Genomic DNA, 25,411 nt, shown 5'->3' on the forward strand with positions numbered 1-25,411 from the left:
ATCCCAACGAGAGTGTCTTCCGTGCGTCGAATCGCCCCCCTCCTGTCCATCGCGGCCGTCGCCGCCCTGCTGCTGACCGCGTGCTCCGGATCCGGTGGGTCGTCCGACTCGTCGAGTTCGACGTCGATGCCGTCCGCGTCCTCCGCCGCCCTGAGCGGCTGCTCGGTGAAGAGCGGCGCCCAGTCCGAGGCCGTCACCGTCTCCGGCGACGTGGGCAGCGCGCCCAAGGCCACCGTTCCCGCGAAGCTGGCGGCGAAGACGCCGCAGCGCACCGTCGTGACCACCGGTGACGGCGCGAAGGCCCAGACCGGCCGCACCCTGTTCGGCGCCTTCAGCTTCTACGACGGCACCACCGGCAAGGAGATCGACGCCGAAGGCTACTCGGGTCAGGCCGCGTTCTCGTTCACCGCGGGCAGCGGCGAGGCCGTTCCGGTCTTCGACGACCTGTTCGGCTGCGTCACCGAGGGCTCGCGCGTCGTGCTGGCCGAGACCGCCAAGACCGCGTTCGGCTCCAGCGTCGACTCGACGCAGTTCGGCGTCGCCGAGACCGACACCGTGGTGTTCATCGGCGACCTGCTCTACGTCGCCCCCGACCTGCCGTCCACCGCGAAGGCGAATGGCAAGGCGCAGGCGGCCAAGAGCGGCTTCCCCGCCGTCAAGACCGCGTCCTCGGGCAAGCCCACGGTGACGATCCCGAAGAGCGCCAAGGCGCCGACGAAGACGCAGGTCGAGGTGCTGAAGAAGGGCACCGGCGCGACCGTGAAGTCCGGCGACTTCGTCACCGTGCAGTACCAGGGCGTGAACTGGCGCACCGGCAAGGTCTTCGATGAGAGCTGGGGCCGCGCGGTCGCCACCTTCCAGACCAACGCCGTGGTCGCGGGCTTCACCAAGGGCCTGGTCGGCCAGACGGTCGGCTCGCAGGTCGTGACGATGATGCCGCCCGCCGACGGCTACGGCTCCAGCGGCAACTCCGACGCCGGCATCAAGGCCACCGACAGCCTCGTCTTCGTGATCGACATCCTCGTCACCTCGCACGGCGCGGCTGGCTAGGCTGGGGCGCGTGCGTCGCGTCGTCATCCTCGGCTCCACCGGATCGATCGGCACGCAGGCCCTCGACGTGGTGCGCGCCAACCGCGACCGCTTCGAGGTGGTCGGGCTGAGCGCGGGCACGGATGCCGCGGGCCTGGCCGCCCAGGCGGCGGAGTTCGGCGTCCGGGCCACCGCACTCGGAGCCGCCGAGTCCGAAGCGCTCGTGCGTGAGGTCGACGCCGACGTGGTGCTCAACGGCATCACCGGCTCAGTCGGCCTGGGGCCGACGCTGGCCGCCCTCGAGTGCGGCCGCACCCTGGCGCTGGCCAACAAGGAGAGCCTGATCGTCGGCGGCGAGCTGGTCACCCGGGCGGCCGCGCCCGGCCAGATCGTGCCGGTCGACAGCGAGCACTCGGCGCTGGCCCAGGCATTGCGCTCCGGCGCGCACGCCGAGGTGCGCCGACTGGTCGTGACCGCGTCCGGCGGCCCGTTCCGCGGCCGCAGCCGCGAGCAGATGCGCGAGGTCACCCCGCGGGAGGCCCTCGCCCACCCGACCTGGGACATGGGGCTCGTGGTCACCACCAACTCCGCGACCCTCGTCAACAAGGGCCTGGAGGTGATCGAGGCGCACCTGCTGTTCGACGTGCCCTTCGACCGCATCGAGGTCACGGTGCACCCGCAGTCCGTGATCCACTCGATGGTCGAGTTCGTCGACGGGTCCACGATCGCGCAGGCGAGCCCTCCCGACATGCGCCTGCCCATCTCCCTGGGCCTCGACTGGCCGCACCGGGTGCCGGGAGTCGGCGCGCCGATCGACTGGAGCGCCGCGCACTCCTGGACCTTCGAGCCCCTCGACGAGGCGGCGTTCCCGGCCGTCGCGCTCGCGAAGCGCGTCGGCGAGGCGGGCGGCACCTATCCGGCCGTGTTCAACGCCGCCAACGAGCAGGCGGTCGCGGCCTTCCACGCGGGATCGATCGGATTCCTCGACATCGTCGACACGGTGCAGCGGGTCGTCGACGCCCACCAGCCCGAGGCGCCGCTCAGCCGCGAGAGCCTCGCGGCCGCCGAGGAGTGGGCCCGGCGCGAGGCCGACCGGCTGATCGCCGCCGTCGGCTGAGTCAGCTGAGCGGCCGGTAGCTCTGGGCCGTCTCGCGCAGGGCGGCCGGCCACGGGGTGGCCTGCACCCCGAGCATCCGCTCGGTCTCGGTCGCCTCGAGCACGAAGGGTGCCGTGAACTGGTAGCTCGACTCGTAGACGCCCCGCCACTGCGGGCTGAACAGGCCGAGGCCCGCCAGCAGCCACTGCGGCACCCCGGCCGCCTTGCCGTGCGCGTCGAACCAGTCGTTCAGGGTGTCGGCGATCTCGTGCCGCGAGTGCGGCAGGCCCGACGGCACGTGCCACACCCGGCCCCACGGGCCGGTGTGGTCGGCGGCGGCGACGAGCGTCGCGGCGATGTCGGGCAGGTAGCTCCAGCTGTGCGGCATCGCCGGGTCGCCGACGACGTAGGCCGTCTTCGACGCCATGATCGGGCCGAAGAAGCGCTCGCCGAGATGCGCGGTGCCGCCCGCCCCCGGGCCGAAGTAGTCGCTCGCGCGCACCTCGACCGCGCGGATCTCGCCGGCGTCGTGCGCTGCCTTCACCGCCGCCCAGCCCTCCCTGCGCACCACGCCCTTGGCCTCGGTGGTCATCTCGGGCGAGCACTCGGTCATCGGCCCCTCGGGCTTGCCGTACGGGTACAGGTTGCCCATCACGACGAGCCCCGCACCGCTCGACCGGGCCGCCTGGATGGCGGCGCGGAAGATCGGCGGCCACACCCGCTGCCACTCGTCCGCCGCGTACACGGCCGGATTGCTGCACAGGAAGATCGTGTCCGCGCCTTCGGCGGCCCCGATCAGCGCGGCGGCATCGGATGCGTCGGCGGTCACCGCCTCGGCGAGCGGCAGCCGCGTGCCGCTGCGGGTGGCGACGAGCACCTGGTCGCCGCGCTCGGTGAGCTGGTGCACGAGCTCGCGGCCGATCGGGCCCGCGCCGATCACCAGGTGGTTGCCGCCCGTCATGCCTTGAGGCTAACGGGCGGCACCCCCGGTGTCAGCCCGCCGCGTCAGCCCGCGGACGACGCGCTCGGCGTCGGCGTCGCGGTCGCGCTGGTCGTGCCCTTCGCTACCGATTCGACGAAGGACTTGAACGCCGCGGCGTCGGTGATGCTGCCGGTGTACTTCTTCCCGTTGACGAGCACGGTCGGGGTGGCGAAACCGGTGGATGCGACCTTGACGGACGAGTTCGGGAACTTGGTGCCCACGGGCGTGATGCGGTCGGTCGCCTCGGTCACCCAGCCCTTGAACTTCTCGGACTTCACGCACGCGGTCACCTTCGACGAACTCACGCCGCCCGCTTTGATCTTGGCGATGATCTCCTTGTCGGTGGCGCCGCCCGTGTTCTCCTCGGGCTGGTCGTCGTAGAACGCCTTGTTGACGGCCCAGAACTTGCTCGGCTCGTACTGCGCGACGCAGGCGACCGCGTTCGCGGCGCGGGAGGAGTAGCGGTTGCCGCCCGACATGCGGTCGAGGATCGCGATCGGGTGGATCTCGATGGTGGCGGTGCCCGCGTCGAGCCACGACGCGATCTGGTCGTCGTTGGTCTCCTCGAACGACTGGCACGCCGGGCACTGCAGGTCCTCGTAGAGCAGGATGTGCGCCTTGCCGTCGTCGTTGTCCTGCTTGGTGGGGGTCGGCTTTCCGCCGTTCGGGATGGCGGGGGTCGAGACCGCCTTGGTGGTGCTGGTCAGCACGATGCCGTCGCTGGCCATGTTCTTGGGTCCGGCGGTCGAGGCCGGCTTGGCGATCTGCACGATGACGATCGCGGCGACCACGAGCACGACGAGGATGCCGGTTCCGACGCCCACCTGGGTGAAGATGCGCCGCCTGCGGGCCTTCTTCTTGGCCTCTTCGCGAAGCTGGCGGGCGTGCTCTCTGGCGGCGTTCTGCCGCTCCTTCTTGGTGGGGCGGGCGGATCCGTTCGTCATGACCTCAGAGCCTAGATGAGCAGCGGATGCTCGCGCCTCACGCGCGACGACCCGCATAGCCTGCTTACGGCACCTTCAAAGCCGGCGCGGTTATCGTCCCCGCGTGGTCTCCGCGCTCCTCTTCCTGTTCGGCATCGTCGTGATCGTCGCCGGCATCGGCATCTCGATCGGCCTGCACGAGCTCGGGCACCTGACCGCCGCCAAGATCTTCGGCGTCAAGGTCACCCAGTACTTCGTCGGCTTCGGCCCGACGCTGTGGAGCCGGAAGAAGGGCGAGACCGAATACGGGGTGAAGGCGCTGCCGTTCGGCGGCTACATCGCCATGACCGGCATGTTCCCGCCCGGGCCCGACGGCGAGCAGCCGCGCCGCGGCCGCCTCGCGGAGCTGATCGACAGCGCGCGCCAGACCAGCGCCGAGACCGTGCAGCCGGGTGAGGAGCACCGCGCCTTCTACGCCGCGGACCCGTGGAAGCGGATCATCATCATGTTCGCCGGCCCCGTGATGAACCTCGTCATCGCGGTCGTCGTCATCGGCATCATCACGGTGGGCGTCGGCGTTCCGGGGTCCTCGACGACCGTCGCATCCGTCGCCCAGTGCCTCAAACCCGCGACCTCCACCTCGCAGAGCTGCGACTCCTCCGACGCGGCCTCGCCCGCCGCCGCGGCCGGCCTGCGCGCGGGCGACAAGGTGCTGTCCGTCGACGGCACGCCCATCCGCACCTTCGACCAGCTCTCGAGCATGATCGAGAAGGCGGCGGGGCGCCGGCTCACGGTCGTCGTCGAGCGCGACGGCAAGCAGCGCACCCTGCACGTCACCCCGGTGCGCTCGAGTAAGGCCGTCTACGACGCAGAGGGCCACGAATCGATCGTCGAGACCGGCGTCGTGGGCATCACGCCGACCACGGCGTACATCCGCCAGCCGGTCTCCGCCGTGCCCGGCATGGTCGGCGACAACCTCGGCCGCGTCGCCGGCATCTTCCTCAACCTGCCCCAGCGGATGGTGCAGGTGTGGAACGCCGCCTTCGGCGCGGAGGCGCGCGACCCGAACGGCCCGGTCGGCCTGATCGGCGTGGGCCGCTTCGCGGGAGAGGTCGCCAGCGACACCTCGCTCGCGTTCACCGACCGCCTCGAGTGGCTGCTGTCGATCATCGCGGCGCTCAACATGTCGCTGTTCGTGTTCAACATGATCCCGCTGCTCCCGCTCGACGGCGGCCACATCCTCGGCGCCCTGTGGGAGCAGGGCAAGCGATGGTTCTTCGCCATCTTCCGCCGGGGCAAGACCCCGAAGCACGTCGACATGGCGCGGCTCATGCCGATCACCTTCGGCGTCGTCACGGTGCTCATCGCGATGGAGCTGCTGCTCGCCTACGCCGACATCGTGAAGCCCATTTCCGCGGGCTGAACATTCAGGTGCGGTTGCATCCGCATCCGTAGACTGCCCTTCGTGGCAGCAATCAATCTGGGCATGCCCAAGGTGCCCGAGACCCTCGCTCCTCGTCGCAAGTCCCGCCAGATCCGCGTGGGCAGCGTGCTGGTCGGCGGCGACGCCCCCGTCAGCGTGCAGTCGATGACGACGACGCCCACGACGAACATCAACGCCACGCTGCAGCAGATCGCCGAGCTGACCGCCTCGGGCTGCGACATCGTCCGTGTGGCCGTGCCGAGCCGCGACGACGCGGAGGCGCTGCCCATCATCGCGAAGAAGAGCCAGATCCCGGTCATCGCCGACATCCACTTCCAGCCCAACTACGTGTACGCCGCCATCGACGCCGGATGCGCGGGGGTGCGGGTCAACCCGGGCAACATCCGCAAGTTCGACGACCAGGTGGGCGAGATCGCCAAGCGCGCCGCCGCCGCCGGCGTCTCCCTGCGCATCGGCGTGAACGCCGGATCGCTCGAGCCGAGCATCCTGCAGAAGTACGGCAAGCCGACCGCCGAGGCCCTCGTCGAGTCGGCCGTGTGGGAGGCGTCGCTGTTCGAGGAGCACGACTTCCACGACTTCAAGATCTCCGTCAAGCACAACGATCCGGTCGTGATGGTGAAGGCCTACCGCATGCTCGCCGAGCGGGGCGACTGGCCGCTGCACCTCGGCGTGACCGAGGCGGGGCCCGCGTTCCAGGGCACCATCAAGTCGGCGACCGCGTTCGGCATCCTGCTCGGCGAGGGAATCGGAGACACCATCCGCGTCTCGCTCTCCGCCCCGCCCGTTGAGGAGGTCAAGGTCGGCCTGCAGATCCTACAGTCGCTGAACCTGCGCGAGCGCAAGCTCGAGATCGTCTCCTGCCCCTCCTGCGGCCGCGCCCAGGTCGACGTGTACTCGCTGGCGAACAACGTCACCGAGGGCCTGCAGGGCATGAGCGTGCCGCTGCGCGTCGCCGTGATGGGCTGCGTCGTGAACGGCCCCGGCGAGGCGCGCGAGGCCGACCTCGGCGTCGCCTCCGGCAACGGCAAGGGTCAGATCTTCGTGAAGGGCGAGGTCATCAAGACCGTGCCCGAGGCGGAGATCGTCGAGACGCTGATCGCCGAGGCGAACCGCATCGCCGCCGAGATGGGGGCCGACGCACCGCTCGGCGAGCCGACGGTCACCGTCGGCCACTGAGCCGGCGAGTCACAGCGGCTCGAAGTGCGGCGCTCTCGTCGCAACGGCTGCGTGACCCGTTCACCGACGCGATCGGATGTTCGCCTCCATCACCCCTGCGATGGCCTCCGCATCGTCAAGCACGCCCGACGCGACCTGCTTGGTGAAGACGTATGCCTCGTCATTGCTCATCGTCAGCTGGAATCCGTTCATCCAGAGGAACGTGAGCAGCGCCGACAACGCGAGCCGCTTGTTGCCGTCGACAAGCGCACGGTTCTTGGCGATGGAGTGCATCAATGCCGCGGCCTTCAACGGCACGGTCGGATACAGCTCTTCGCCGGCGTAGCTCGCCTGCGGCCTCGCGATCGCGGACTCGAGCAGACCGAGCTCGCGCACGGCCGCATCGCCGCCCAGCGCCACGGAGGCCAGCAAGAGGAGATCGTCGACGTCGTGGTAGATCACTCTTCCTCACCGAGCCGACGCAGAGCCTCGGCGTACCGCGTCAGCTCGCTGTCCATGGCCTGCTGCAGCAGCTCCCGCTTGCTCGTGGTCTCGATGTAGCGGCGCACGGCCTCGCGTGCGACCTCCTGCATGGAACGGCCCTCGAGTTCTGCGCGCTTGCGCAGGGCTTCGGTCTCGTCATCCGTCAAGCGCAGCGTCATGGCCATGGAGGATATGGTATCGCGGATGATACCAGTCAGGCTGCTCGGCGGACTGTGGAAAAATCGTCCCGTGCCCACTCGTCTCTCCACGTACTTCCTGCGCACGCTGCGCGAAGACCCCTCCGACGCCGAAGTCGCGAGCCACCGGCTGCTCGTGAGGGCGGGATACATCCGCCGGCAGGCGCCGGGCATCTTCGCCTGGCTGCCGCTCGGGCTGAAGGTCAAGGAGCGCATCGAGCGGATCATCCGTGAGGAGATGGCCGCGGCCGGCGCGTTCGAAGTGCACTTCCCGGCGCTGCTGCCGCGCGAACCCTACGAGGCCAGCGGCCGCTGGGAGAAGTACGGCGACACCATCTTCCGGCTCAAGGACCGCCGCGGCGCGGACTACCTGCTGGCGCCGACGCACGAGGAGATGTTCACGCTGCTCGTCAAGGACCTGTACTCGAGCTACAAGGACCTGCCGCTGCAGATCTTCCAGATCCAGGACAAGTACCGCGACGAGGCCCGGCCGCGCGCCGGCCTGCTGCGCGGCCGCGAGTTCACGATGAAGGACGCCTACTCCTTCGACTACACCGACGCGGGCCTCGACGCCTCCTACCAGAAGCAGCGCGACGCCTACGAGCGCATCTTCCAGCGCCTCGGCATGGACTACGTCATCGTCAACGCCGACAACGGACTGATGGGCGGCGCGCGCAGCGAGGAGTTCCTGCACCCCACCCCCATCGGCGAGGACACCTTCGTGCAGTCCGCCGGCGGATATGCCGCGAACGTGGAGGCGTTCCGCACCACGGCCCCCGCGCCGCTGCCGGTCGACGGGCTGCCCCCCGCCCAGGTCTTCGACACCCCCGACACCCCGACGATCGCGACGCTGGTGGCCGCCGCGAACCGCGACCACCCGCGCGACGACGGCCGGCAGTGGCAGGCCGCCGACACGCTGAAGAACGTCGTGCTCGCCCTCACCCAGCCCGACGGCACTCGCGAGCTGGTCGTCGTCGGCGTACCCGGCGACCGCGAGGTCGACGACAAGCGCGCTGAGGTGGCGTTCGCCCCGGCCGAGGTCGAGGCCGCGACCGAGGAGGATTTCCGGGCGCACCCCGAGCTCGTGAAGGGCTACATCGGGCCGGTGCGCGGGCAGGCCGCCGTGCTCGGGGAGCACGGCAGCTCCGGCATCCGCTATCTCGTCGACCCGCGCGTCGTCGACGGCACCGCGTGGATCACGGGCGCGAACGAGCCCGGCAAGCACGTCTTCGGCCTCGTCGCCGGCCGCGACTTCACCGCCGACGGCGTGGTCGAAGTGGCCGAGGTGAAGCCGGGCGACCCGGCCCCCGACGGCTCGGGGCCGGTCACGCTCGAGCGCGGCATGGAGATCGGCCACGTGTTCCAGCTCGGCCGCTTCTTCGCCGAGAGGCTCGGCCTCAAGGTGCTCGACGAGAACGGCAAGCTCGTCACCGTCACCATGGGCTCCTACGGCATCGGCGTCACCCGGATCCTGGCCGCCATCGCCGAGGACAACCACGACGAGAAGGGCCTCATCTGGCCGGAATCCGTCGCGCCGTTCGACGTGCACGTCGTCGCCACCGGCAAGGACGACACGGCGTTCACGGTCGCCGAGCAGGTCATCGCGCGGCTCGAGGAGGCCGGCCTCGACGTGCTCTACGACGACCGCCCCAAGGTGAGCCCCGGGGTGAAGTTCGGCGACGCCGAGCTGATCGGCGTGCCGCGCGTGCTCGTGGTCGGCCGCGGTGCCGCCGACGGCCAGGTCGAGCTGTGGGAGCGCCGCAGCGGCTCGCGCGAGACGATGCCCGTCGCCGACGCCGTCGCGGCCCTGTCGGCATAACGGCGCCGGGCGAGGGGTTGCAGGCGCAGTGAAGAAGATCGGATTCCTCTCCTTCGGCCACTGGACGCCGTCGCCCCACTCCCGAGTGCGCTCGGCCTCCGACGCGCTGCTGCAGTCGATCGAGCTGGCGGTCGCCGCCGAGGAGCTCGGCGCCGACGGGGCGTACTTCCGCGTGCACCACTTCGCCAGGCAGCTCGCCTCGCCGTTCCCGCTGCTGGCCGCCGCGGGCGCGCGCACCTCGCGCATCGAGCTCGGCACGGCCGTGATCGACATGCGCTACGAGAACCCGCTCTACATGAGCGAGGACGCGGGCGCCGCCGACCTGATCTCGGGCGGCCGGCTGCAGCTCGGCATCTCCCGCGGCTCGCCCGAGCAGGTGCTCGACGGCTGGCGCTACTTCGGCTATGAGCCCGAGGACGGCCAGACGGATGCCGACATGGCACGCGCCCACGCCGAGGTGTTCCTCAAGGTGATCGAGGGGGAGCCCTTCGCCGCGCCGAGCCCGCGGCCCATGTTCCCGAACCCGCCGGGGCTGCTGCGCCCCGAGCCGCACTCGCCGGGCCTGCGCGAGCGCATCTGGTGGGGCGCCGGCTCGAACAGGACCGCGCAGTGGGCGGCGCGGCTCGGGATGAACCTGCAGAGCTCGACCCTCAAGGACGACGAGGACGGCCGCCCCTTCCACGTGCAGCAGGCCGAGCAGATCCGGCTGTTCCGCGAGGAGTGGAAGGAGCAGGGCTGGGAGCGCGAGCCGCGCGTCTCGGTCAGCCGCAGCATCTTCGCCCTGGTCACCGACGAGGACCGCGCCTACTTCGGCGCCGGCCGCGAGGAGGAGGACCAGATCGGCTACCTCGACCAGAACACCCGGGCGATCTTCGGCCGCAGCTACGCCGCCGAGCCCGACGAGCTCATCGAGCAGCTCGCCGAAGACGAGGCGATCGCCGCCGCCGACACGCTCCTGCTCACCGTTCCGAACCAGCTCGGCGTCGAATACAACGCCCACCTCATCGAGTCGATCCTGACCCACGTCGCCCCCGCGCTCGGCTGGCGCTGACCGGCGGCACGGGCGCGGCTGGGGCCTTCAGCCGCCGCCGATTGTTCCGCTAGACTCGCCGTTTAGCCCGCGGGGCGACGCGGGCACTGTTCAGTGCGCGTTTCCCGCGCCGATTTCGAACTTAACACCGAACTGAATACCGAAGTGAATAGGGGAGGCCGGAGACGTGGACATCGACCTCAGTGTCCTGCGACTGATGGAGCGCGAGCGGGAGATCCCGTTCGACGAGCTCGTGACGATCATCGAGCAGGCGATCCTGACCGCCTACCTCAAGCACACCGGCCAGGCCGACCACCGGCACGGCGCGCCCGCGCACCCCGGGCAGAGCCAGCAGGTGACGGATGCCGCGGCGAAGGCGCCGGCGGCCCGCGTGCACCTCGACCGCAAGACCGGCCACGTCAGTGTCTTCGTGCCCGAGTACGACGAAGACGGCAACGTCATCGGCGAGGCGGAGGACAGCCCCAGCGACTTCGGCCGCATCGCCGCCTTCGCGGCGAAGCAGGTCATCAACCAGCGCCTGCGCGACATCCAGGACGAGTCGGTGCTCGGCGAGTTCAAGGGGCGCGAGGGCGACATCGTCGCCGGCATCATCCAGCAGGGCCCCAACCCGCGCATGGTGCACGTCGACCTCGGAACGGTCGAGGCGATCCTGCCGCCCGAGGAGCAGGTGCCGGGCGAGGAGTACACGCACGGCTCGCGCATCCGCGTCTACGTGACCTCGGTCGCCAAGGGGGCCAAGGGCCCGCAGATCACGGTGAGCCGCACGCACCCGGCTCTGGTCCGCAAGCTGTTCGCGCTCGAGGTGCCCGAGATCGCGGGCGGCCTGGTCGAGATCGTGTCGCTGGCGCGCGAGGCGGGCCACCGCACGAAGATCGCGGTGCGGGCCACCGAGCCGGGCATCAACGCCAAGGGCGCGTGCATCGGAGAGATGGGCTCGCGCGTGCGCGCCGTGACCGCCGAGTTGAACAACGAGAAGATCGACATCGTCGACTACTCGCCCGACCTGGCGGCGTTCGTCGCGAGCGCCCTCAGCCCGGCGAAGGTCACCAGCGCATATGTCGTCGACGAGAGCCTGAAGGCCGTGCGGGCGCTCGTGCCCGACTACCAGCTCTCCCTCGCCATCGGCAAGGAGGGGCAGAACGCGCGCCTCGCCGCGAAGCTGACCGGGGCGAAGATCGACATCCAGCCCGACTCGGCCGAGTAGGCCGCGGGGGAAAACCGCCGGTGGCTCGGCCGTGTGGGTCAGGGGTCTAGAATGGAACCCGTCAGAACGTGCATCGGGTGCCGTTCTCGCGCTCCCCGGTCCTCTCTTCTGAGGGTCGTCGCCCAAGGATCCCAAGTCGTGGTGGATGAATCCGCCGCACTTCCGGGCAGGGGCGCGTGGCTCCACCCGACCACGCAATGTATGCAGAAGGCTCTGCAGCGCAAGGCATTCGGCCGCGCACTGCGGGTGCCGGGCGTGCTGGACACGCAGCAGATAGAGAACAGGCTGAACGGCTGATGGACAACAACTGATGAGCGGCTCGAAATGAGACCCGTCCACCACTAGCGCCTGCCCTGATCCGAGGGCGGGCCTCGGAACAGGAGAGATGTGGCTGCAAAACCACGCGTACACGAGATCGCATCCGAGCTGGGTATCGACAGCAAGGAAGCGGTCAAGATCCTCAATGACGAACTGAAGGAGTTCGTCAAGGGTCCTTCATCGACGATCGAGCCGCCCGCGGTGCGCAAGCTGAAGGCGCACGTCGCGTCGAACCCGGCTCTCGTCACCAAGACGGCCGCGAACGAGTCGGCCAAGCCGGCCGCCAAGCCCGGCCCGGCCAAGCCCGCGGCCCCGCGCCCGGCCCCGGCACCCGCCGCCGAGGCGGCACAGCCGACGACGGCACCCGAGACCCCCACGCAGCAGAAGCCGGAGAAGCCGGCCGCCTCGCGCCCGCAGCAGTCGGGCGGCCAGCCGGCGGCGGCGGATGACTCCCGCGGCGGCTCCGCGCAGACCTCGGCGCCCCGCCCGCAGGCGCCCCGCCCCCAGGGCACCCCGCGCCCCGGCAACAACCCCTTCTCGTCCCAGCAGGGGATGGGTCAGCGCCCGGCGGGCACGCCCCGCCCGGGCAACAACCCGTTCTCCTCGCAGCAGGGGATGGGCCAGCGCCCGAATCCGGGCAACATCCCGCGCCCGCAGGCTCCTCGCCCGGGTGCTCCGCGCCCCGGCGCGCCCCGCCCCGGTGCTCCGCGCCCCGGCGGCGCGCGTCCCGGGCAGGGCTTCCAGCGGCAGGGCGCCGGCGGCGGCGGCAACCGGCCCGGCGGCTTCCAGCGCCCCGGCGGCGGTGGCGGCGCGGGCGGCGGCTTCCAGCGGCCCGGCGGCGGCTTCGGCGGCCCGCGCCCCGGTGGAGGCGGCGGCCGCGGCCGCGGCCCCGGCGGCGGCACGGCCGGCGCGTTCGGTCGCGGCGGCGGCAAGAGCAAGGCCCGCAAGTCGAAGCGCACGAAGCGGCAAGAGTTCGAGATGCGGGAGGCGCCGTCGATCGGCGGCGTCAAGGTTCCGCGCGGCGACGGCAACACCGTCATCCGTCTGCGTCGCGGCGCGTCGATCAGCGACTTCGCCGACAAGATCGACGCGAGCCCTGGCGACCTGGTGACCGTGCTGTTCCACCTCGGTGAGATGGCCACGGCGACCGAGTCGCTCGACGAGGCCACCTTCGAGGTGCTCGGCGACGAGCTGGGCTACAAGATCCAGATCGTCTCGCCCGAGGACGAGGACAAGGAGCTCCTCGAGGGCTTCGACATCGACCTCGACCAGGAGCTCGAGGACGAGTCCGACGAGGACCTGCTGCCCCGGCCCCCGGTGGTCACGGTCGTCGGCCACGTCGATCACGGTAAGACGCGACTGCTCGACGCGATCCGCGAGACGAACGTCATCGCGGGCGAGGCCGGCGGCATCACGCAGCACATCGGTGCGTACCAGGTGCGCACGGAGCACGAGGGCGTCGACCGCGCCATCACCTTCATCGACACCCCGGGTCACGAGGCGTTCACCGCCATGCGTGCCCGCGGTGCTCAGGTCAGCGACATCGCGATCCTCGTGGTCGCGGCGGACGACGGCATCATGCCGCAGACGATCGAGGCGCTGAACCATATGCAGGCGGCGAACGTGCCGATCGTGGTGGCGGTCAACAAGATCGACAAGCCCGACGCCAACCCGGCGAAGGTGCGCCAGCAGCTCACCGAGTTCGGCCTCGTGGCGGAGGAGTACGGCGGCGACACCATGTTCGTCGACGTGTCCGCCCGGGAGAAGATCGGCCTGACCGATCTGCTCGACGCGGTGCTGCTCACCGCCGACGCCGGTCTCGACCTGCGCGCGAACCCGAACAAGGCGGCGCGCGGTGTCGCGATCGAGGCGAAGCTCGACAAGGGCCGCGGCGCGGTGGCCACCGTGCTCATCCAGTCCGGAACGCTGCACGTCGGAGACTCGATCGTGGCGGGCACGGCCTACGGCCGCGTGCGCGCCATGCTCGACGAGAACGGCGACACCGTCGAGGAGGCGCTGCCCTCGCGCCCCGTGCAGGTGCAGGGTCTGTCGACCGTGCCCCGCGCCGGCGACACGTTCATCGTGACCGAGGACGACCGCACGGCCCGTCAGATCGCCGAGAAGCGCGAGGCGGCCGAGCGCAACGCCCAGCTGGCCCGCGCCCGCAAGCGCATCAGCCTCGAGGACTTCACCCGTGCTCTCGAAGAGGGCAAGGTCGAGTCGCTCAACCTCATCATCAAGGGTGACGTCTCCGGTGCCGTCGAGGCGCTCGAGGAGTCGCTGCTCAAGATCGAGGTGGACGATTCGGTCCAGCTGCGCATCCTGCACCGCGGCGTCGGCGCGATCACCGAGTCGGATGTGGACCTCGCCACGATCGACAACGCGATCATCGTCGGCTTCAATGTGCGGCCCGACGTCAAGGCGCGCGAGCGTGCGGCCCGCGAGGGCGTGGACATCCGCTTCTACTCGGTCATCTACAACGCGATCGAGGACATCGAGAACTCGCTCAAGGGCATGCTCAAGCCCGAGTTCGAAGAGGTCCAGTCGGGTCTGGCCGAGATCCGCGAGGTGTTCCGTTCCTCCAAGTTCGGCAACATCGCCGGCGTCTACGTGCGCAGCGGGACCATCACCCGCAACGCCAAGGCGCGGGTCATCCGCGACGGCGTCGTGGTCGGCGACAACCTCGCCATCGAGTCGCTGCGCCGCTTCAAGGACGACGTCACCGAGGTGCGCGCGGACTTCGAAGCCGGTATCGGGCTCGGCAAGTTCAACGACATCCAGGTCGGCGACGAGATCGAGACGATCGAGCTGCGGGAGAAGCCGAGGGTCTGATGGCTGATCCGGAACGCGCGCGGAAGCTGGCCGACCGCATCAAGGTGATCGTCGCGCAGCGGCTCGAGAAGGGGATCCGCGATCCCCGGCTCGGCTTCGTGACGATCACCGACGTGCGGGTGACCGGCGACCTGCAGCACGCGAGCGTCTTCTACACCGTGTACGGCACGGAGGAGGAGCGCCGCGCCTCGGCCGCCGCACTGAAGTCCGCGACCGGCATGCTGCGCAGCGAGGTCGGGCGCAACATCACGGCGCGCCTGACCCCGACCCTCGAGTTCATCGCCGACGCGATCCCCGAGAACGCCGCGCACATCGACGAGCTGCTCAAGCAGGCCGCCGCGCGCGACTCCGAGGTGGCGGCGCTGGCGTCGTCGGCCCGGTACGCGGGCGACCCCGACCCGTACCTCACGCCGCGCGAGGACGACGAGGACGAGGACGACGACTGACGTCGACGACGGATGCGTGAAGGAAAGCGCCCCGGAGCTCCAGGCTCCGGGGCGCTTTCGTGTCTCCGTGACGTCCAGAACCGTCCGGAGGCGTGCGGCTACCCGGCCGCCTTCGCCGCCGCCGATAGCGCCTTGACGTAGTCGTCGAGGCCCCACGACAGCGACAGCGCGGTGGGCGGGGAGACGGCGGAGATGAAGGCCGGGCCGGTCAGCTTCGCGACGGCGCCCTTCTTCACCTGCTGCATTCCCGAGCCCCAGCTCGAGGTGAGGAACTGCTGCTGCGCAGCATCCGTGTCGGCGTAGGAGACCAGCACGTCGCTCGTGAGCTGATCGACCTTCTCATGGCTGAGCGTGTAGTAGAAGCTCTGGTCGCCGTTCGCGAGCTCCTCGACGCTGGGGGCCGAGGTGAAGCCGAGGTCGAGCGCGAACTGCACCCGCGGGTCCTCCTTCTTGTACACGTAGAAGGTGTCGGAGGAGTCCCACACCTCGGCGATCGTCTTGCCCTGGAACTCGGGGTGCTCCTCGGCCGCCTTCGTGATCTTGTCGTCGATCTCGTCGATGACCTGCTCGGCCTTGTCGGGCTCGAACAGCGCCTTGCCGGAGATCGTGATGATGTCCTTCCACGGCGTCGCCCACGGCTGGTCGGGGTACGCGACGGTGGGCGCGATGGCCTTCAGCAGGCGGTCCTGCTTCGCGGTGAGCCCGGAGTACGGGGCGAGGATCAGGTCGGGCTTGGCCGCCGCGATCGCCTCATAGGGCGGGTCGTCGGTGGTGTTCGGCAGCACCGTGGGCATCTTCATGCCCTTCTCCTCGATGGCATCCTTGATCCACGGCAGCACGCCGTTCTTGTCGCCCGCGTACTGCTGGAACGGCATCGCGACCGGGTCTACGCCGAGCGCGATGGCCGCGTCGGTGGAGCCCCAGCCGAGCGTGACCACGCGCTTCGGCTTCTCCTTGATCGTCGTCTCGCCGAAGGCGTCCTTGATCGTCACCGCCGATGAGGAGGTGCTCGATTGGTCGCTCGACCCGGCGGAGGGCGAGGTGCCCCCGCTCGAGGAGCAGCCGGCGAGGGCGAGGGCCGCGGCCACCAGGGCAGCGGCGGCGCCGAGGAGGCGCGCCCGTGTGGTCATCTGTCTTCCTTTCGTTCGAAGGTGCGCCGGTGCGTGATCGGCACCACGAGGGGCGATCCCGTCACCGGGTCTGCGATCACGCGGGCGGTGAGCCCGAACGCCTCCGCGAGGAGGGGCTCGGTGATCACCGCCGCGGGGGAGCCGGAGGCGAGCAGCCGCCCGCCGGACATCACGACGAGCTCGTCGGCGTACCTGGCGGCGAGATTGAGATCGTGCAGCACCATCACGACGGTGGTGCCGAGCCGGGCGTTCAGGTCGGCCAGCAGGTCGAGCACGTCGACCTGGTGCGCGATGTCGAGGAACGTGGTCGGCTCGTCGAGCAGCAGCACGTCGGGGTTCTGCGCGAGCGCCATGGCGATCCACACCCGCTGGCGCTGACCGCCGGAGAGCTCCGCGACACGCATTCCGGCGAGTTCGAGCGCGTCGGTGAGCCGCAGCGCCTCCGCGACGACGGCGTCGTCGGCGCGGTCGCGCACGCCGAACACGCCCTGGTGCGGATGCCGGCCGCGCATCACCAGGTCGGCGACGGTGATGCCGTCGGGCGCCACCGGCTCCTGCGGCAGGATGCCCAGCATGCGGGCGAGCCTGCGCCCGGGGATGCCGCGCACGTCCTCGCCGTCGAGGGTGACGACGCCCGCCTGCGGCTTGAGCAGCCGGGCGAGACCGCGCAGCAGCGTCGACTTGCCCGAGCCGTTGGCGCCGACGATGGCCGTGATCCGGCCGGTGGCGAGCTCCAGGTCGAGCCCGGGCACGACGACGCGGCCGTCGTAGGCGAGGCTGAGCCCCTGCGCGGCGACGGTGCGCGGCGCGGCGGGGGAGAGGATGTCGCTCACGCGGACGCTCCTTCCGTGCGGGTGAGAAGCCAGAGCAGGTACGGCGCGCCGATCACGCCGGTGACGAGGCCGACCGGCGCCTGGAAGTCGCCGAGGTGCGCGGCGATCGCGTCGGCGGCGGTGACGAGCACGACGCCGGTGAGAGCGGATGCCGCCGGCTGCAGCCCGCCCGCACCGACCAGGCGCCGCGCCACCGGCGCGCTGACGAACGCCACGAATGCGACGGGACCCGCGACCGCCGTGGCCGAAGCGGCCAGGGCCACGCCCACCGCGATCGCGCCGATCGTCGTCCGGGCCGGCCGCACCCCCAGCCCGTGCGCGGCATCGTCGCCCAGCGCGAGCACGGAGAGCGGCCGGGCCAGCCAGAAGGCGAGCGGCACGAGCACGACGAGCACGGCGGCGAGCAGCCCGGTCTCAGCCCAGCTGGGATCGTTCACGCTGCCGACCGTCCACACGAGGGCCTGCTGCGCATCGCGCACGTCGGCGCGGGTGAACAGGTAGCCGAGCCCGCCGTTGACGAGGAACGCGACCGCGATGCCGATCAGCACGAAGCGCTGCCCGGCGAAGCCCTCCCGCCAGGAGAGCAGGCCGATCACCGCCGCGACGACCGCGGCGCCGCAGAAGGCCGCGATCGGCACCGCGGGACCGGTGGCATGGAACACCAGCATGGCGGCGACGGCGGCGAGGCTCGCCCCGCCCGAGACCCCGATCACGTCGGGGCTCGCCAGCGGGTTGCGCAGCGTGCTCTGGAACAGCGAGCCGGCCAGCGCCAGCGCGAGCCCCACGAGCGCCCCGGTGACCCAGCGCGGCAGCCGCAGCGTGAACACGACCAGGTTCTCCAGCGGGTCGCCCTGGCCGACGAGGGTCGCGGCGAGCCGGGCCGGGGAGATCCCGACGTCGCCCACGGAGAGGGTCACGGCGGCGACCAGCACGACGGCGGCCGCCAGGGCGGCGAGCACGAGCAGGTGCCGGCGGCGGGCCGCGGCGAGGGCGCGCCGCACGGCCGCGGCGGGCTCGGCCGCGGCATCCGTGATCGTGGTCGCGCTCATGCGGCCACCTGCAGGCGCGGGCGGCGCACCAGCGCGATCATGACGGGCGCCCCGATGATCGCGACGACGATGCCGGCCTCGAGCTCACCGGGCGGTGCGACGAAGCGGCCCACGACGTCGGCGGCGATGAGCAGTGCGGGGCCGACCACGGCCGACAGCACGACGATCCAGCGGTAGTCGGCGCCCGCGGCCCGGCGTGCGGCGTGCGCGGCGACGAGCCCGACGAACACGATCGGCCCCGCGATCGAGGTGGCGGCTCCGGCGAGCAGCACGACGGCGAGGGCGCACACGCCGCGCGCCAGGCGCACGTTCTGGCCGAGGCCGCGGGCGACGTCGTCGCCGAGGCCCAGGATGTTCAGCGAGCGGGCCCCGACGAGGGCGAGCGCCGCGCCGACGGCGGCGAACGGCGCGGCCAGCCCCACGGCGGAGAGCCCGCGGCCGGTGAGCGAGCCGACCTGCCAGAACCGGAACTGCTGGAACACGTCGCTGTGCGACAGCAGCACGAGCGTGACGACCGAGGTGAGGCCGGCGGTGAGCGCGGCGCCGGCCAGTGCGAGCTTCACGGGGGTCGCCCCGCCCGCCCCGGTCGTGCCGACCAGGTAGACCAGTGCGGCCGCGACGGCGGCGCCGGCCAGGGCGAACCAGACGTAGCCCGCGGGAGAGGTGACGCCGAAGAGCGTGATCGCGACGATGACCGCAAGCGACGCGCCGGCGTTCACGCCGAGCAGCCCGGGGTCGGCCAGCGGATTGCGGGTCACGCCCTGCATGACCGCGCCCGCCATGCCGAGGGCGGAGCCGGCGACGAGTCCCACGAGGGTGCGCGGCAGCCGGAGGCCGTTCACGATGCGCTCGGCCTCGTCGGTGCCGTGCGGGTGCACGACGGCGTGCAGCACGGCCGCCGGCGACAGCGGCTGCGCCCCGAGGCCGAGGCTCAGCAGCACGAGCACGGCGAGCGCGATCACCCCGCCCGCGAGCACCGCGGCCGGCCTGCCGGCGGCCACGTCAGGAGAGCTCCGCTCGGCCGCGGCGCCAATACCCCATGAAGGCGACACGGCTGCGGTCCACGCCGACCTCGCGCACCAGGTGGCGGCGCAGCGTCACGACGGTGGAGGTCTCGCCGGCGATCCAGGCGTAGAAGCCGTCGTGGGCGCCGTCCGGGGCGTCCCACACCAGGCCGGCCTCGACGTCCGACTCGTCGAGCGCGACGGATGCGCCCGGGCGTACCGCCGCGGCGGCATCCGGCGTCACGATGTGCCGGTGCTCGGCGACCCACCCCCGCACCTGCTCGACCAGCTCTGCGCCGCGCTCGCGGCCGCCGCGCGGCAACCAGGTGAGTTCGTGCCCGGGGGCGAGCCGCACGTCGAGCACGTCGCCCGGCTCCGGCACCTCGAGGAACGCGGTGGCCCGCACCTCGTCGCCGAGCGACTCGAGGATGCCGCAGACCGCGGGAACGGCGGTCTCGTCACCGACGAGGAGCAGCTCGCCGCAGCCGCCGGGGCGCCAGTCGATGCCGACGAGCCGGCCGGCGGAAAGGTCGTCGGGCCCGACGACCACGAGTTCGTCGCCGGGTCGGGCGCGGTTCGCCCAACGGCTGGCCGGGCCCGCGTCGCCGTGCAGGGCGAAGTCGACGTCGATCTCGCGCTGCTGCTGGCGCACGGCCCGCACCGTGTAGGTGCGGAAGGGGTTGCGCAGCTCCTCCGGCAGGGCGCGCCACCGGTCGTACCAGGCGCCCTGCGCGATGCAGTCGGGGTCGAAGACGCCGAGGTGGTCGAAGCCGCGGGGAGCGTCGTCGGCCTCGTGCGGGAAGATCACCTTGATCCGCTGATCGAGGCACGCGCTGCCGAACACGTCGAGCTCGTCGCCGGTGAAGGTGACGCGGCGGAAGGTCGGTGAGAGCTCGGCGACCGCACGCACCGCCACGCGGTACGGCCGATAGGCGGGGCGCTCGGCCCGCACGCGATCGGGGGCGGTCGGTAAGGTAAGCATTACCTAAATCCTCTGACGCGGACGGGTCCTGCGCAAGTCGGATCCGCAGATTGTCAGATGAAGCGCAGCCCCTGCTGCAGCCGCGTGCGCACCTCGAACAGGTCGACGCCCTGCGCCCGGGGCGCCCCCGGAACCCCGGTACGCAGCAGGTGGCCGAGCACCGAGTGCTGCACCGCCAGGAGTGCGATGCCGCGGCTGCGGCCCGCCTCGACGACCGGCTGCTCGAGCGCGTCGTCGGGCAGCACGACGATCGCGCCGGCGAACTTCACGCCGAGCGCGCGGCCCAGGTGGCGGGCCCGGACGCCGAGGTCGTGCAGCGGCTCGCCGTCCAGTTGCACGCCGTCGGCGGCTGCAACGAGCTCGCCCCGGCGCACCGTCACCGGGCCGCCGTAGTCCTCCGACTGCACGGCGAAGAGCCCGGTCGGCCCGAGCACGATGTGGTCGATCTTGCTCATGCCGTCGACGGCGAGCACGTCGTGCCACACGGTGTAGCCGATGCCGAGCTCGGCGAGCTGCCTGGCCGTCGCCTCCTCGGCGAGCGCGTCGGCCAGCGTGTGGCGGATCTCGTACGGCGCGCTGCGCACCAGCGCAGGGTCGTACGGGTCGGGCAGCTCGACGCCTCGGCCCGCCCACTCGCGCATCAGGGCGAGGTACCGCTCCCGGCGCCATCCGCCGGGATGCCCGTAGCTGCGCGCCCGGGGACGGGTGTCGCGCCGCTCCGCGCCGCGGCCCGCCGCCGAGGCGACGAAATCGCCGTCGTCGGCGCCTCGGGCGTAGCTCGGGCCGCCCCGGTCGAACGCCGCCCGCGCCTCGGGGGTGCGGATGCGCTCCCACGCCTCCTGCACGGCGCGGAACTCCTCGGCCGAGCCGCCGGTGTCCGGGTGCGTCTCGCGCAGCCGGCGCCGGTAGGCGCGCTTCAGCTCGTCGTCGCTCGCACCGGCGTCGACCCCGAGCACCGCGTACGGCGAGGCGGAGAGCGGGGAGTCGGGCATCCCGTCAGGCTACAGCCGCTTCCGCATCACGAGCCGGGGCAGGCGGCCGCTCGTGGCGAGTGTGGAGCCGATCACTTCGAACCCCTCTGCGGCGAAGGTGGAGGCCGTGCCGACGTACAGGAACGCGCTGCTCACCCAACCCCCGGCCGGGTCGATCGGATAGCCCTCGATGGCCGGCGCGCTGTGCGCCCGGGCGAACTCCGTGGCGCCTCGCAGCAGCTCGCGGGTGAGCCCGCGCCCCGTGAAGCCCTTGCGCACGACGAAGCACAGCACGCACCACACCGGCACGTCGTCGACGGGCAGGATCGTGCGCGAGCGCTGCAGCCGCCCGATCGCCGCGCGCGGGCCGGTGTTGACCCAGCCCGCGACCTCGCCGTCGACGTAGGCGAGCAGACCGGGGACGACCGGCTGCCGGGTGAGCTCTCGCACCTTCTCCTCCCGCTGAGGGCCGACGAGCCGCGAGTTCTCACTCGAGGTGAGCCGGCACGACAGGCACCAGCACGCGTCGCCGCCGGGCGTGCTCGGCCCGATGATCGTCGCCAGATCTTCGAAGCGCTCGGCCGTCGCCGGCACCACCTCGACCGTCATGCGGCGACAGTAGCGTCTGCCGCCGACATCCGGTCACGGCAGCGCGTAGCCGTCGCCCTCCCGCACCGCCAGGCCGTCGGCGATGAGCCCGTCGAGGGCCCGGGCGAGCTGCCGCCGGTCGTCCCAGAGCGGCTCGAGCCCGGCATCCGTCACGGGCGCGTGCGCCGCACGCAGCTCGCGCAGGATGAGGCCGCGCACGTGCCGGTCGCTGCCCTCGTACTTCTTCTGCACCGGCCGGCGCGGCCCGTCGTAGGCCGGGTAGCCCGCCGCCCGCCACGCGCACGCGTCGGCGATCGGGCAGTCCACGCAGCGCGGGGCGCGGGCTGTGCAGGCCACGGCGCCGAGCTCCATCGCGGCGGCGTTGAACACGCGCGCGTCGAGCGGATGCTCCGGCAGCAGCGCCTCCATCGCGGCGAGGTCGCGCGCGGTGGACGGCGGACCGGGCTCGGCGTGGCCGTTGACGGCGCGGGCGATGACCCTGCGCACATTGGTGTCGACGACGGGCACCCGCACCCCGTAGGCGAAGGCGGCGACGGCGCGCGCCGTGTACGGGCCGACGCCCGGCAGAGCCAGCAGCGTGTCCACGTCGCGCGGCACCTCACCGCCGTGCATCTCCGTGATCGCCACCGCGCAGGCGTGCAGCCACAGCGCGCGCCGCGGGTAGCCGAGCCGGTTCCACGCGCGCACCGCCTCGCCGGGCGGCACCGCCGCGAGGTCCGCGGGGCGCGGCCAGCGCTCGAGCCACGCCCGCCACTGCGGCAGCACCCGGGCGACGGGGGTCTGCTGCAGCATGAACTCGCTGACGAGGATGCCCCAGGGGGAGCATCCGCTCTCGCGCCAGGGCAGCTCGCGCGCATGCTCGCGGAACCAGCCGTTCACCCGCTCGGCCAGCGCCTCGGGGCCGGCGGAGACGGGGGCGGGCATCACCCCTCCAGCGTAGGCTGGCGGCCATGCAGCTCGTGTCGACTCCGCGCATCTAGTTCCTGCGCGGCCTGCGCGACGAGATCGCCGGAAACTACCCGCGCGGTCGCCGCATCATCGGCGTCGACGGCTTCCCCGGCTCGGGCGCCGACGCCGTCGCCGACGACCTCGCCGCCGTATTCGCCGAGGCCGGCACGCCGGCCTTCCGCGCCTCGATGCGCGACTTCCTGAAACCGCGCGCCGACCGCGGCGCGGGGGAGCGCGCGTACGACGAGATCACCTTCCGGCGGGTGCTGATCGACCCCTGGCGGATGGGCGGCAGCACGGGCTTCCAGACCGCCGCGTTCGACGCCGAGCGCGACCAGCCCGTCATCAGCGAGTGGAAGACCGCGCCGGCCGACGCCGTGCTCCTCGTCGACGGCGCCTACCTGCTGGGCGGCCTGAAGGGCATCTGGCATTACACCGTCTACGTCGACGCGCAGGGCGCTCAGGCCGACGAGCAGTACCTGGCCGACGCCTCGCCGTTCTTCTCCGCCTCCGCCGTCGTGGACACGAGCGACCCGAAGGCGCCGAAGCGCATCCTCAGCGACTCCTGCTGACCCGGGCCACGCGTGCCGCGACGAGCGCGGACAATTCGGCCGGCGTGAAGAAGCGCCCCGAGCGCTCGACCTCATGCACGCCATCCGTGATCGCGGCGTTCACGGGCGCCGCGAGCCCCACCTCTGCGGATTGCGCGACGACGGCGCCGTTCAGGTAGTCGATCTCGGTGCGCCGGCCGCGACGGATGCTCTGCAGGGTCGACCCCAGGTTCGGCACCTCGCCCATGCGCCGCGCCATCAGCCGCGGCACCAGCGCGGCCGCCCACGGCGGCGCGACCGCGACCAGCCGTACGACCGGGTGGCTGAGCCCCTGGATGGCGTCGAAGCGCACGCCGTGCGCGAGCCCCGCCCGCGCCGCCTCGCGGATCAGCCCCGTCACGACCGGTCGCAGCAGCGGGTCGGCGACGGTCTGCTGCACCGACAGTCCCGTGGCGGCCGGGGTGCCGTTGACCATGTTGATCACGAGCTTGGTCCACTGCGCGCCGCGGAACCGGTCGGTGACCCGGGCCGGCATCACCGAGGCGAGCAGCGCGGTCGCCTCGCGCGACCGGTCGACGACGGTCGTTCCGGCGGCGGTGACGGTCACCCGGCCCGGCTCGACGTTCTGCGCGGCGTACAGGGCGAGCGCGCCGAACGCCTCGACGCCGGGCAGAACCCGGTGCACCGTGTCGAGCCCCTCGAGCCCGTTCTGCACCACGACGAGCGGCGTCCCGCGCAGGTGCTCGGCGCTGGCGGTGAGCGCCGCCTCCGCGTCCTGCGCCTTGGTGGTCAGGAACGCGAGCTCGGGGGTTCGCGTGAGCGTCTCGGACGCCGCGAGGCGCGCCGTGTGCTCGCCCCAGGCCCCGTCGAGGCGCAGCCCGTGCTCCCGGATCGCCGCGAGCGTCGCCCCGCGCGCGGTCACCTCGACCTCGTGCCCGGCCCGATCCAGCAGCGAGGCGATGGTGCCGCCGACGGCCCCGGCTCCGATCACTGCCACGCGCATGCCTCCCAGGTTATGGGCTCGCGGCGGTCACTACCCTGGGCCTGTGACCTCCCCGCACGGCATCCTGCTGCTCGACAAGCCGCAGGGTCTCACCAGCCATGATGTGGTCGCCCGGGTGCGGCGCGCGGCGAACACCCGGAAGGTGGGGCACGCCGGGACCCTCGACCCGATGGCCACCGGCCTGCTGATCGTCGGCCTCGGCATGGCCACGCGCCTGCTCACGCACGTGGTCGGCGCCGACAAGGTCTACGAGGCGACGATCCGGCTCGGCGAGGCGACGAACACCGACGACGCCGAGGGCGAGCAGACGGGCAAAGCGGATGCCTCGGCCGTCGCCGCGCTCGCCGACGCGGAGCTCGCCCGCGCCGTCGCCGCGCTGACCGGCGACCTCCTCCAGGTGCCGAGCTCGGTCAGCGCCATCAAGGTCGACGGCGAGCGGGCATACGCGCGCGTCCGCGCCGGCGAGCAGGTGGAGCTCGCCGCACGGCCCGTCACCGTGAGCGCCTTCGAGGTGCGCAGCATCCGCCGGCTGCCCGAGCAGGGCGTGATCGACCTCGACGTGCGCGTCGCCTGCTCCTCGGGCACCTACATCCGGGCGCTCGCCCGCGACCTCGGTGCCGCGCTCGGGGTCGGCGGCCACCTGACCGCCCTGCGCCGTACCGCCGTCGGCCCCTTCGACGTGGCCTCGGCGACGCCGCTCGCGGCGCTCACCGACGGGGCGGTGGCGCCGGCCGACGTGCTGCTGGCGCCGGCCGACGCCGCCACTCGGCTCGTGCCCCGGCTCGATCTCGACGAGCAGCAGGCCGTAGACCTCGGCCACGGCAAGAAGCTGGCGCTCGCGCAGGCCGGCGGCCCCGGCATCCGTGCCGCCATCGCACCCGACGGGCGCCTGGTCGCCCTCGTCTCCGTCTCGAAGACGGGCGTCGTGCGCGTCGAGACGGGTTTCCCGCAGCCGGAGGCGCAGCCGTGATCGAGTGGTTCATGTACGCGCAGATCGCGGTCGCCCTCGCCGCGGGCCTGCTCTGCCTCGTGCTCGGCATCGTCGGCAGGGCGCCGAACGACCTCAGCATGGGGGCGATGGCGCTCGTCGGCCTGCTGCTGCTGGCGCAGGTGGTGGTCGCGATCGTCGCGCCGCTCGCGGGCAACCCGCCCACCGGCAGCCTGCTGGAGTTCTGGATGTACCTGGTCTCGGCCACCCTGCTGCCGTTCCTCGGCATGGCCTGGGCGCTGGTCGAGCGCAGCCGATGGAGCGTCGTCGTGCTCGGCGTGATCGGCCTCGCCGTCGCGGTCATGCTGTACCGGATGGGCGTCATCTGGTGGGTGCAGGGCGCCTGAGGCGCGCATCCGCGCCC

26 protein-coding genes are annotated in these 25,411 nt (G+C 72.0%); 13 read left to right on the forward strand and 13 right to left on the reverse strand.

Features of this window, described 5'->3' with window-relative positions:
* The first annotated feature begins 21 nt into the window (after positions 1–21).
* A complete protein-coding gene (locus H563_RS0106105) occupies positions 22–1,050 on the forward strand; it encodes an FKBP-type peptidyl-prolyl cis-trans isomerase (protein WP_033209738.1) in 1,029 nt (342 codons plus the stop codon).
* 10 nt (positions 1,051–1,060) lie between these two features.
* Positions 1,061–2,146, forward strand: coding sequence for a 1-deoxy-D-xylulose-5-phosphate reductoisomerase (gene dxr, locus H563_RS0106110; RefSeq protein WP_022881720.1), 1,086 nt, complete (start codon positions 1,061–1,063; stop codon positions 2,144–2,146).
* A gap of 1 nt (position 2,147) precedes the next feature.
* Here the strand turns inward: dxr and H563_RS0106115 are convergent, their stop codons facing one another.
* Positions 2,148–3,086, reverse strand: coding sequence for an NAD-dependent epimerase/dehydratase family protein (locus tag H563_RS0106115; RefSeq protein ID WP_022881721.1), 939 nt, complete (start codon positions 3,084–3,086; stop codon positions 2,148–2,150).
* A 44-nt stretch (positions 3,087–3,130) separates the two neighbouring features.
* Positions 3,131–4,051 (reverse strand): DsbA family protein, encoded by a 921-nt coding sequence (locus tag H563_RS15310; RefSeq protein ID WP_022881722.1) that lies wholly within the window; start codon positions 4,049–4,051, stop codon positions 3,131–3,133.
* A gap of 103 nt (positions 4,052–4,154) precedes the next feature.
* Here H563_RS15310 and H563_RS0106125 point away from each other — a divergent pair, with 103 nt between their 5' ends.
* Positions 4,155–5,453, forward strand: coding sequence for a M50 family metallopeptidase (locus H563_RS0106125; protein ID WP_022881723.1), 1,299 nt, complete (start codon positions 4,155–4,157; stop codon positions 5,451–5,453).
* A gap of 63 nt (positions 5,454–5,516) precedes the next feature.
* Entirely contained in the window at positions 5,517–6,650 is a 1,134-nt protein-coding gene (gene ispG / locus H563_RS0106130) for a flavodoxin-dependent (E)-4-hydroxy-3-methylbut-2-enyl-diphosphate synthase (protein ID WP_027479165.1), read from the forward strand.
* A gap of 60 nt (positions 6,651–6,710) precedes the next feature.
* Here ispG and H563_RS0106135 read toward each other — a convergent pair whose 3' ends face one another.
* Positions 6,711–7,091 (reverse strand): type II toxin-antitoxin system death-on-curing family toxin, encoded by a 381-nt coding sequence (locus H563_RS0106135; RefSeq protein WP_022881725.1) that lies wholly within the window; start codon positions 7,089–7,091, stop codon positions 6,711–6,713.
* On the reverse strand, positions 7,088–7,297 hold the full coding sequence (locus H563_RS0106140) for a DUF6290 family protein (RefSeq protein ID WP_022881726.1): 210 nt from the start codon (positions 7,295–7,297) through the stop codon (positions 7,088–7,090). Before H563_RS0106140 ends, H563_RS0106135 begins: the two co-directional genes overlap by 4 nt.
* Positions 7,298–7,361: 64 nt before the next feature.
* Here H563_RS0106140 and H563_RS0106145 point away from each other — a divergent pair, with 64 nt between their 5' ends.
* From H563_RS0106145 to rbfA, 6 genes are all read left to right on the forward strand, one after another.
* On the forward strand, positions 7,362–9,128 hold the full coding sequence (locus tag H563_RS0106145) for a proline--tRNA ligase (RefSeq protein WP_022881727.1): 1,767 nt from the start codon (positions 7,362–7,364) through the stop codon (positions 9,126–9,128).
* 28 nt (positions 9,129–9,156) lie between these two features.
* Positions 9,157–10,179: an LLM class flavin-dependent oxidoreductase gene (locus tag H563_RS0106150; protein ID WP_022881728.1), complete on the forward strand. Its 1,023-nt coding sequence runs from the start codon at positions 9,157–9,159 to the stop codon at positions 10,177–10,179.
* 166 nt (positions 10,180–10,345) lie between these two features.
* Positions 10,346–11,383 (forward strand): transcription termination factor NusA, encoded by a 1,038-nt coding sequence (gene nusA, locus H563_RS0106155; RefSeq protein WP_022881729.1) that lies wholly within the window; start codon positions 10,346–10,348, stop codon positions 11,381–11,383.
* A gap of 51 nt (positions 11,384–11,434) precedes the next feature.
* Entirely contained in the window at positions 11,435–11,680 is a 246-nt protein-coding gene (locus H563_RS17620; protein WP_081416162.1) for a YlxR family protein, read from the forward strand.
* A gap of 90 nt (positions 11,681–11,770) precedes the next feature.
* Complete coding sequence (gene infB / locus H563_RS0106165) at positions 11,771–14,533, forward strand: translation initiation factor IF-2 (protein WP_022881731.1); 2,763 nt, start codon at positions 11,771–11,773, stop codon at positions 14,531–14,533.
* A complete protein-coding gene (gene rbfA, locus H563_RS0106170) occupies positions 14,533–14,979 on the forward strand; it encodes a 30S ribosome-binding factor RbfA (RefSeq protein ID WP_022881732.1) in 447 nt (148 codons plus the stop codon). Before infB ends, rbfA begins: the two co-directional genes overlap by 1 nt.
* A 98-nt stretch (positions 14,980–15,077) precedes the next feature.
* On the opposite strand, the gene H563_RS0106175 is transcribed toward rbfA, so the two are convergent.
* The 8 genes from H563_RS0106175 to H563_RS0106210 are packed head-to-tail and all read right to left on the reverse strand — an operon-like array spanning position 15,078 to position 22,481.
* Complete coding sequence (locus H563_RS0106175; RefSeq protein ID WP_022881733.1) at positions 15,078–16,109, reverse strand: iron-siderophore ABC transporter substrate-binding protein; 1,032 nt, start codon at positions 16,107–16,109, stop codon at positions 15,078–15,080.
* Complete coding sequence (locus tag H563_RS15315; RefSeq protein ID WP_022881734.1) at positions 16,106–16,942, reverse strand: ABC transporter ATP-binding protein; 837 nt, start codon at positions 16,940–16,942, stop codon at positions 16,106–16,108. The genes H563_RS0106175 and H563_RS15315 overlap by 4 nt, the downstream gene beginning before the upstream one ends.
* Entirely contained in the window at positions 16,939–17,991 is a 1,053-nt protein-coding gene (locus tag H563_RS0106185; RefSeq protein ID WP_022881735.1) for a FecCD family ABC transporter permease, read from the reverse strand. Before H563_RS0106185 ends, H563_RS15315 begins: the two co-directional genes overlap by 4 nt.
* Positions 17,988–18,992, reverse strand: a complete 1,005-nt coding sequence (locus H563_RS0106190; RefSeq protein ID WP_022881736.1) for a FecCD family ABC transporter permease — start codon at positions 18,990–18,992, stop codon at positions 17,988–17,990. The genes H563_RS0106185 and H563_RS0106190 overlap by 4 nt, the downstream gene beginning before the upstream one ends.
* 1 nt (position 18,993) lies before the next feature.
* Positions 18,994–19,977 (reverse strand): siderophore-interacting protein, encoded by a 984-nt coding sequence (locus H563_RS0106195; RefSeq protein WP_033209743.1) that lies wholly within the window; start codon positions 19,975–19,977, stop codon positions 18,994–18,996.
* Between the two features lie 53 nt (positions 19,978–20,030).
* Positions 20,031–20,969 carry a J domain-containing protein gene (locus H563_RS0106200; protein ID WP_022881738.1) on the reverse strand — a complete coding sequence of 313 codons (939 nt, stop codon included), beginning with the start codon at positions 20,967–20,969 and terminating at the stop codon, positions 20,031–20,033.
* 9 nt (positions 20,970–20,978) lie between these two features.
* On the reverse strand, positions 20,979–21,557 hold the full coding sequence (locus H563_RS0106205) for a GNAT family N-acetyltransferase (RefSeq protein ID WP_022881739.1): 579 nt from the start codon (positions 21,555–21,557) through the stop codon (positions 20,979–20,981).
* A gap of 33 nt (positions 21,558–21,590) precedes the next feature.
* Complete coding sequence (locus tag H563_RS0106210) at positions 21,591–22,481, reverse strand: HhH-GPD family protein (RefSeq protein ID WP_022881740.1); 891 nt, start codon at positions 22,479–22,481, stop codon at positions 21,591–21,593.
* 212 nt (positions 22,482–22,693) lie between these two features.
* On the opposite strand from H563_RS0106210, the gene H563_RS17080 reads away from it, so the two are divergent.
* Entirely contained in the window at positions 22,694–23,077 is a 384-nt protein-coding gene (locus H563_RS17080; protein WP_022881741.1) for a nucleoside/nucleotide kinase family protein, read from the forward strand.
* Here H563_RS17080 and H563_RS0106220 read toward each other — a convergent pair.
* The gene (locus tag H563_RS0106220; protein WP_022881742.1) at positions 23,061–24,059 is read right to left on the reverse strand and encodes a ketopantoate reductase family protein; all 999 of its coding nucleotides are present in this window, start codon (positions 24,057–24,059) and stop codon (positions 23,061–23,063) included. The two genes, H563_RS17080 and H563_RS0106220, sit on opposite strands and share 17 nt — an antisense overlap.
* Between H563_RS0106220 and truB the strand changes: the two genes are divergently transcribed.
* Positions 24,058–25,029 (forward strand): tRNA pseudouridine(55) synthase TruB, encoded by a 972-nt coding sequence (truB, locus tag H563_RS15325; RefSeq protein WP_051142671.1) that lies wholly within the window; start codon positions 24,058–24,060, stop codon positions 25,027–25,029. The two genes, H563_RS0106220 and truB, sit on opposite strands and share 2 nt — an antisense overlap.
* The gene (locus tag H563_RS0106230) at positions 25,026–25,394 is read left to right on the forward strand and encodes a hypothetical protein (protein ID WP_022881744.1); all 369 of its coding nucleotides are present in this window, start codon (positions 25,026–25,028) and stop codon (positions 25,392–25,394) included. Before truB ends, H563_RS0106230 begins: the two co-directional genes overlap by 4 nt.
* The last annotated feature ends 17 nt before the right edge of the window (positions 25,395–25,411 follow it).

Source organism: Gryllotalpicola ginsengisoli DSM 22003 (genome assembly GCF_000419445.1).
Lineage (GTDB): Bacteria > Actinomycetota > Actinomycetes > Actinomycetales > Microbacteriaceae > Gryllotalpicola > Gryllotalpicola ginsengisoli.

What these genes read in the sequence shown, in the direction of transcription:
- H563_RS17080 (WP_022881741.1), top strand. Translation starts at nt 22,694, where the DNA reads ATGCGCGACTTCCTGAAACCGCGCGCCGACCGCGGCGCGGGGGAGCGC.
- rbfA (WP_022881732.1), top strand. Translation starts at nt 14,533, where the DNA reads ATGGCTGATCCGGAACGCGCGCGGAAGCTGGCCGACCGCATCAAGGTG.
- H563_RS17620 (WP_081416162.1), top strand. Translation starts at nt 11,435, where the DNA reads ATGGAACCCGTCAGAACGTGCATCGGGTGCCGTTCTCGCGCTCCCCGG.
- H563_RS0106205 (WP_022881739.1), bottom strand. Translation starts at nt 21,557, where the DNA reads ATGACGGTCGAGGTGGTGCCGGCGACGGCCGAGCGCTTCGAAGATCTG.
- H563_RS0106210 (WP_022881740.1), bottom strand. Translation starts at nt 22,481, where the DNA reads ATGCCCGCCCCCGTCTCCGCCGGCCCCGAGGCGCTGGCCGAGCGGGTG.
- H563_RS0106195 (WP_033209743.1), bottom strand. Translation starts at nt 19,977, where the DNA reads ATGCTTACCTTACCGACCGCCCCCGATCGCGTGCGGGCCGAGCGCCCC.
- ispG (WP_027479165.1), top strand. Translation starts at nt 5,517, where the DNA reads ATGCCCAAGGTGCCCGAGACCCTCGCTCCTCGTCGCAAGTCCCGCCAG.
- H563_RS0106115 (WP_022881721.1), bottom strand. Translation starts at nt 3,086, where the DNA reads ATGACGGGCGGCAACCACCTGGTGATCGGCGCGGGCCCGATCGGCCGC.
- H563_RS0106220 (WP_022881742.1), bottom strand. Translation starts at nt 24,059, where the DNA reads ATGCGCGTGGCAGTGATCGGAGCCGGGGCCGTCGGCGGCACCATCGCC.
- H563_RS15310 (WP_022881722.1), bottom strand. Translation starts at nt 4,051, where the DNA reads ATGACGAACGGATCCGCCCGCCCCACCAAGAAGGAGCGGCAGAACGCC.
- H563_RS0106140 (WP_022881726.1), bottom strand. Translation starts at nt 7,297, where the DNA reads ATGGCCATGACGCTGCGCTTGACGGATGACGAGACCGAAGCCCTGCGC.
- H563_RS0106200 (WP_022881738.1), bottom strand. Translation starts at nt 20,969, where the DNA reads ATGCCCGACTCCCCGCTCTCCGCCTCGCCGTACGCGGTGCTCGGGGTC.
- H563_RS0106185 (WP_022881735.1), bottom strand. Translation starts at nt 17,991, where the DNA reads ATGAGCGCGACCACGATCACGGATGCCGCGGCCGAGCCCGCCGCGGCC.
- truB (WP_051142671.1), top strand. Translation starts at nt 24,058, where the DNA reads ATGCCTCCCAGGTTATGGGCTCGCGGCGGTCACTACCCTGGGCCTGTG.
- H563_RS0106175 (WP_022881733.1), bottom strand. Translation starts at nt 16,109, where the DNA reads ATGACCACACGGGCGCGCCTCCTCGGCGCCGCCGCTGCCCTGGTGGCC.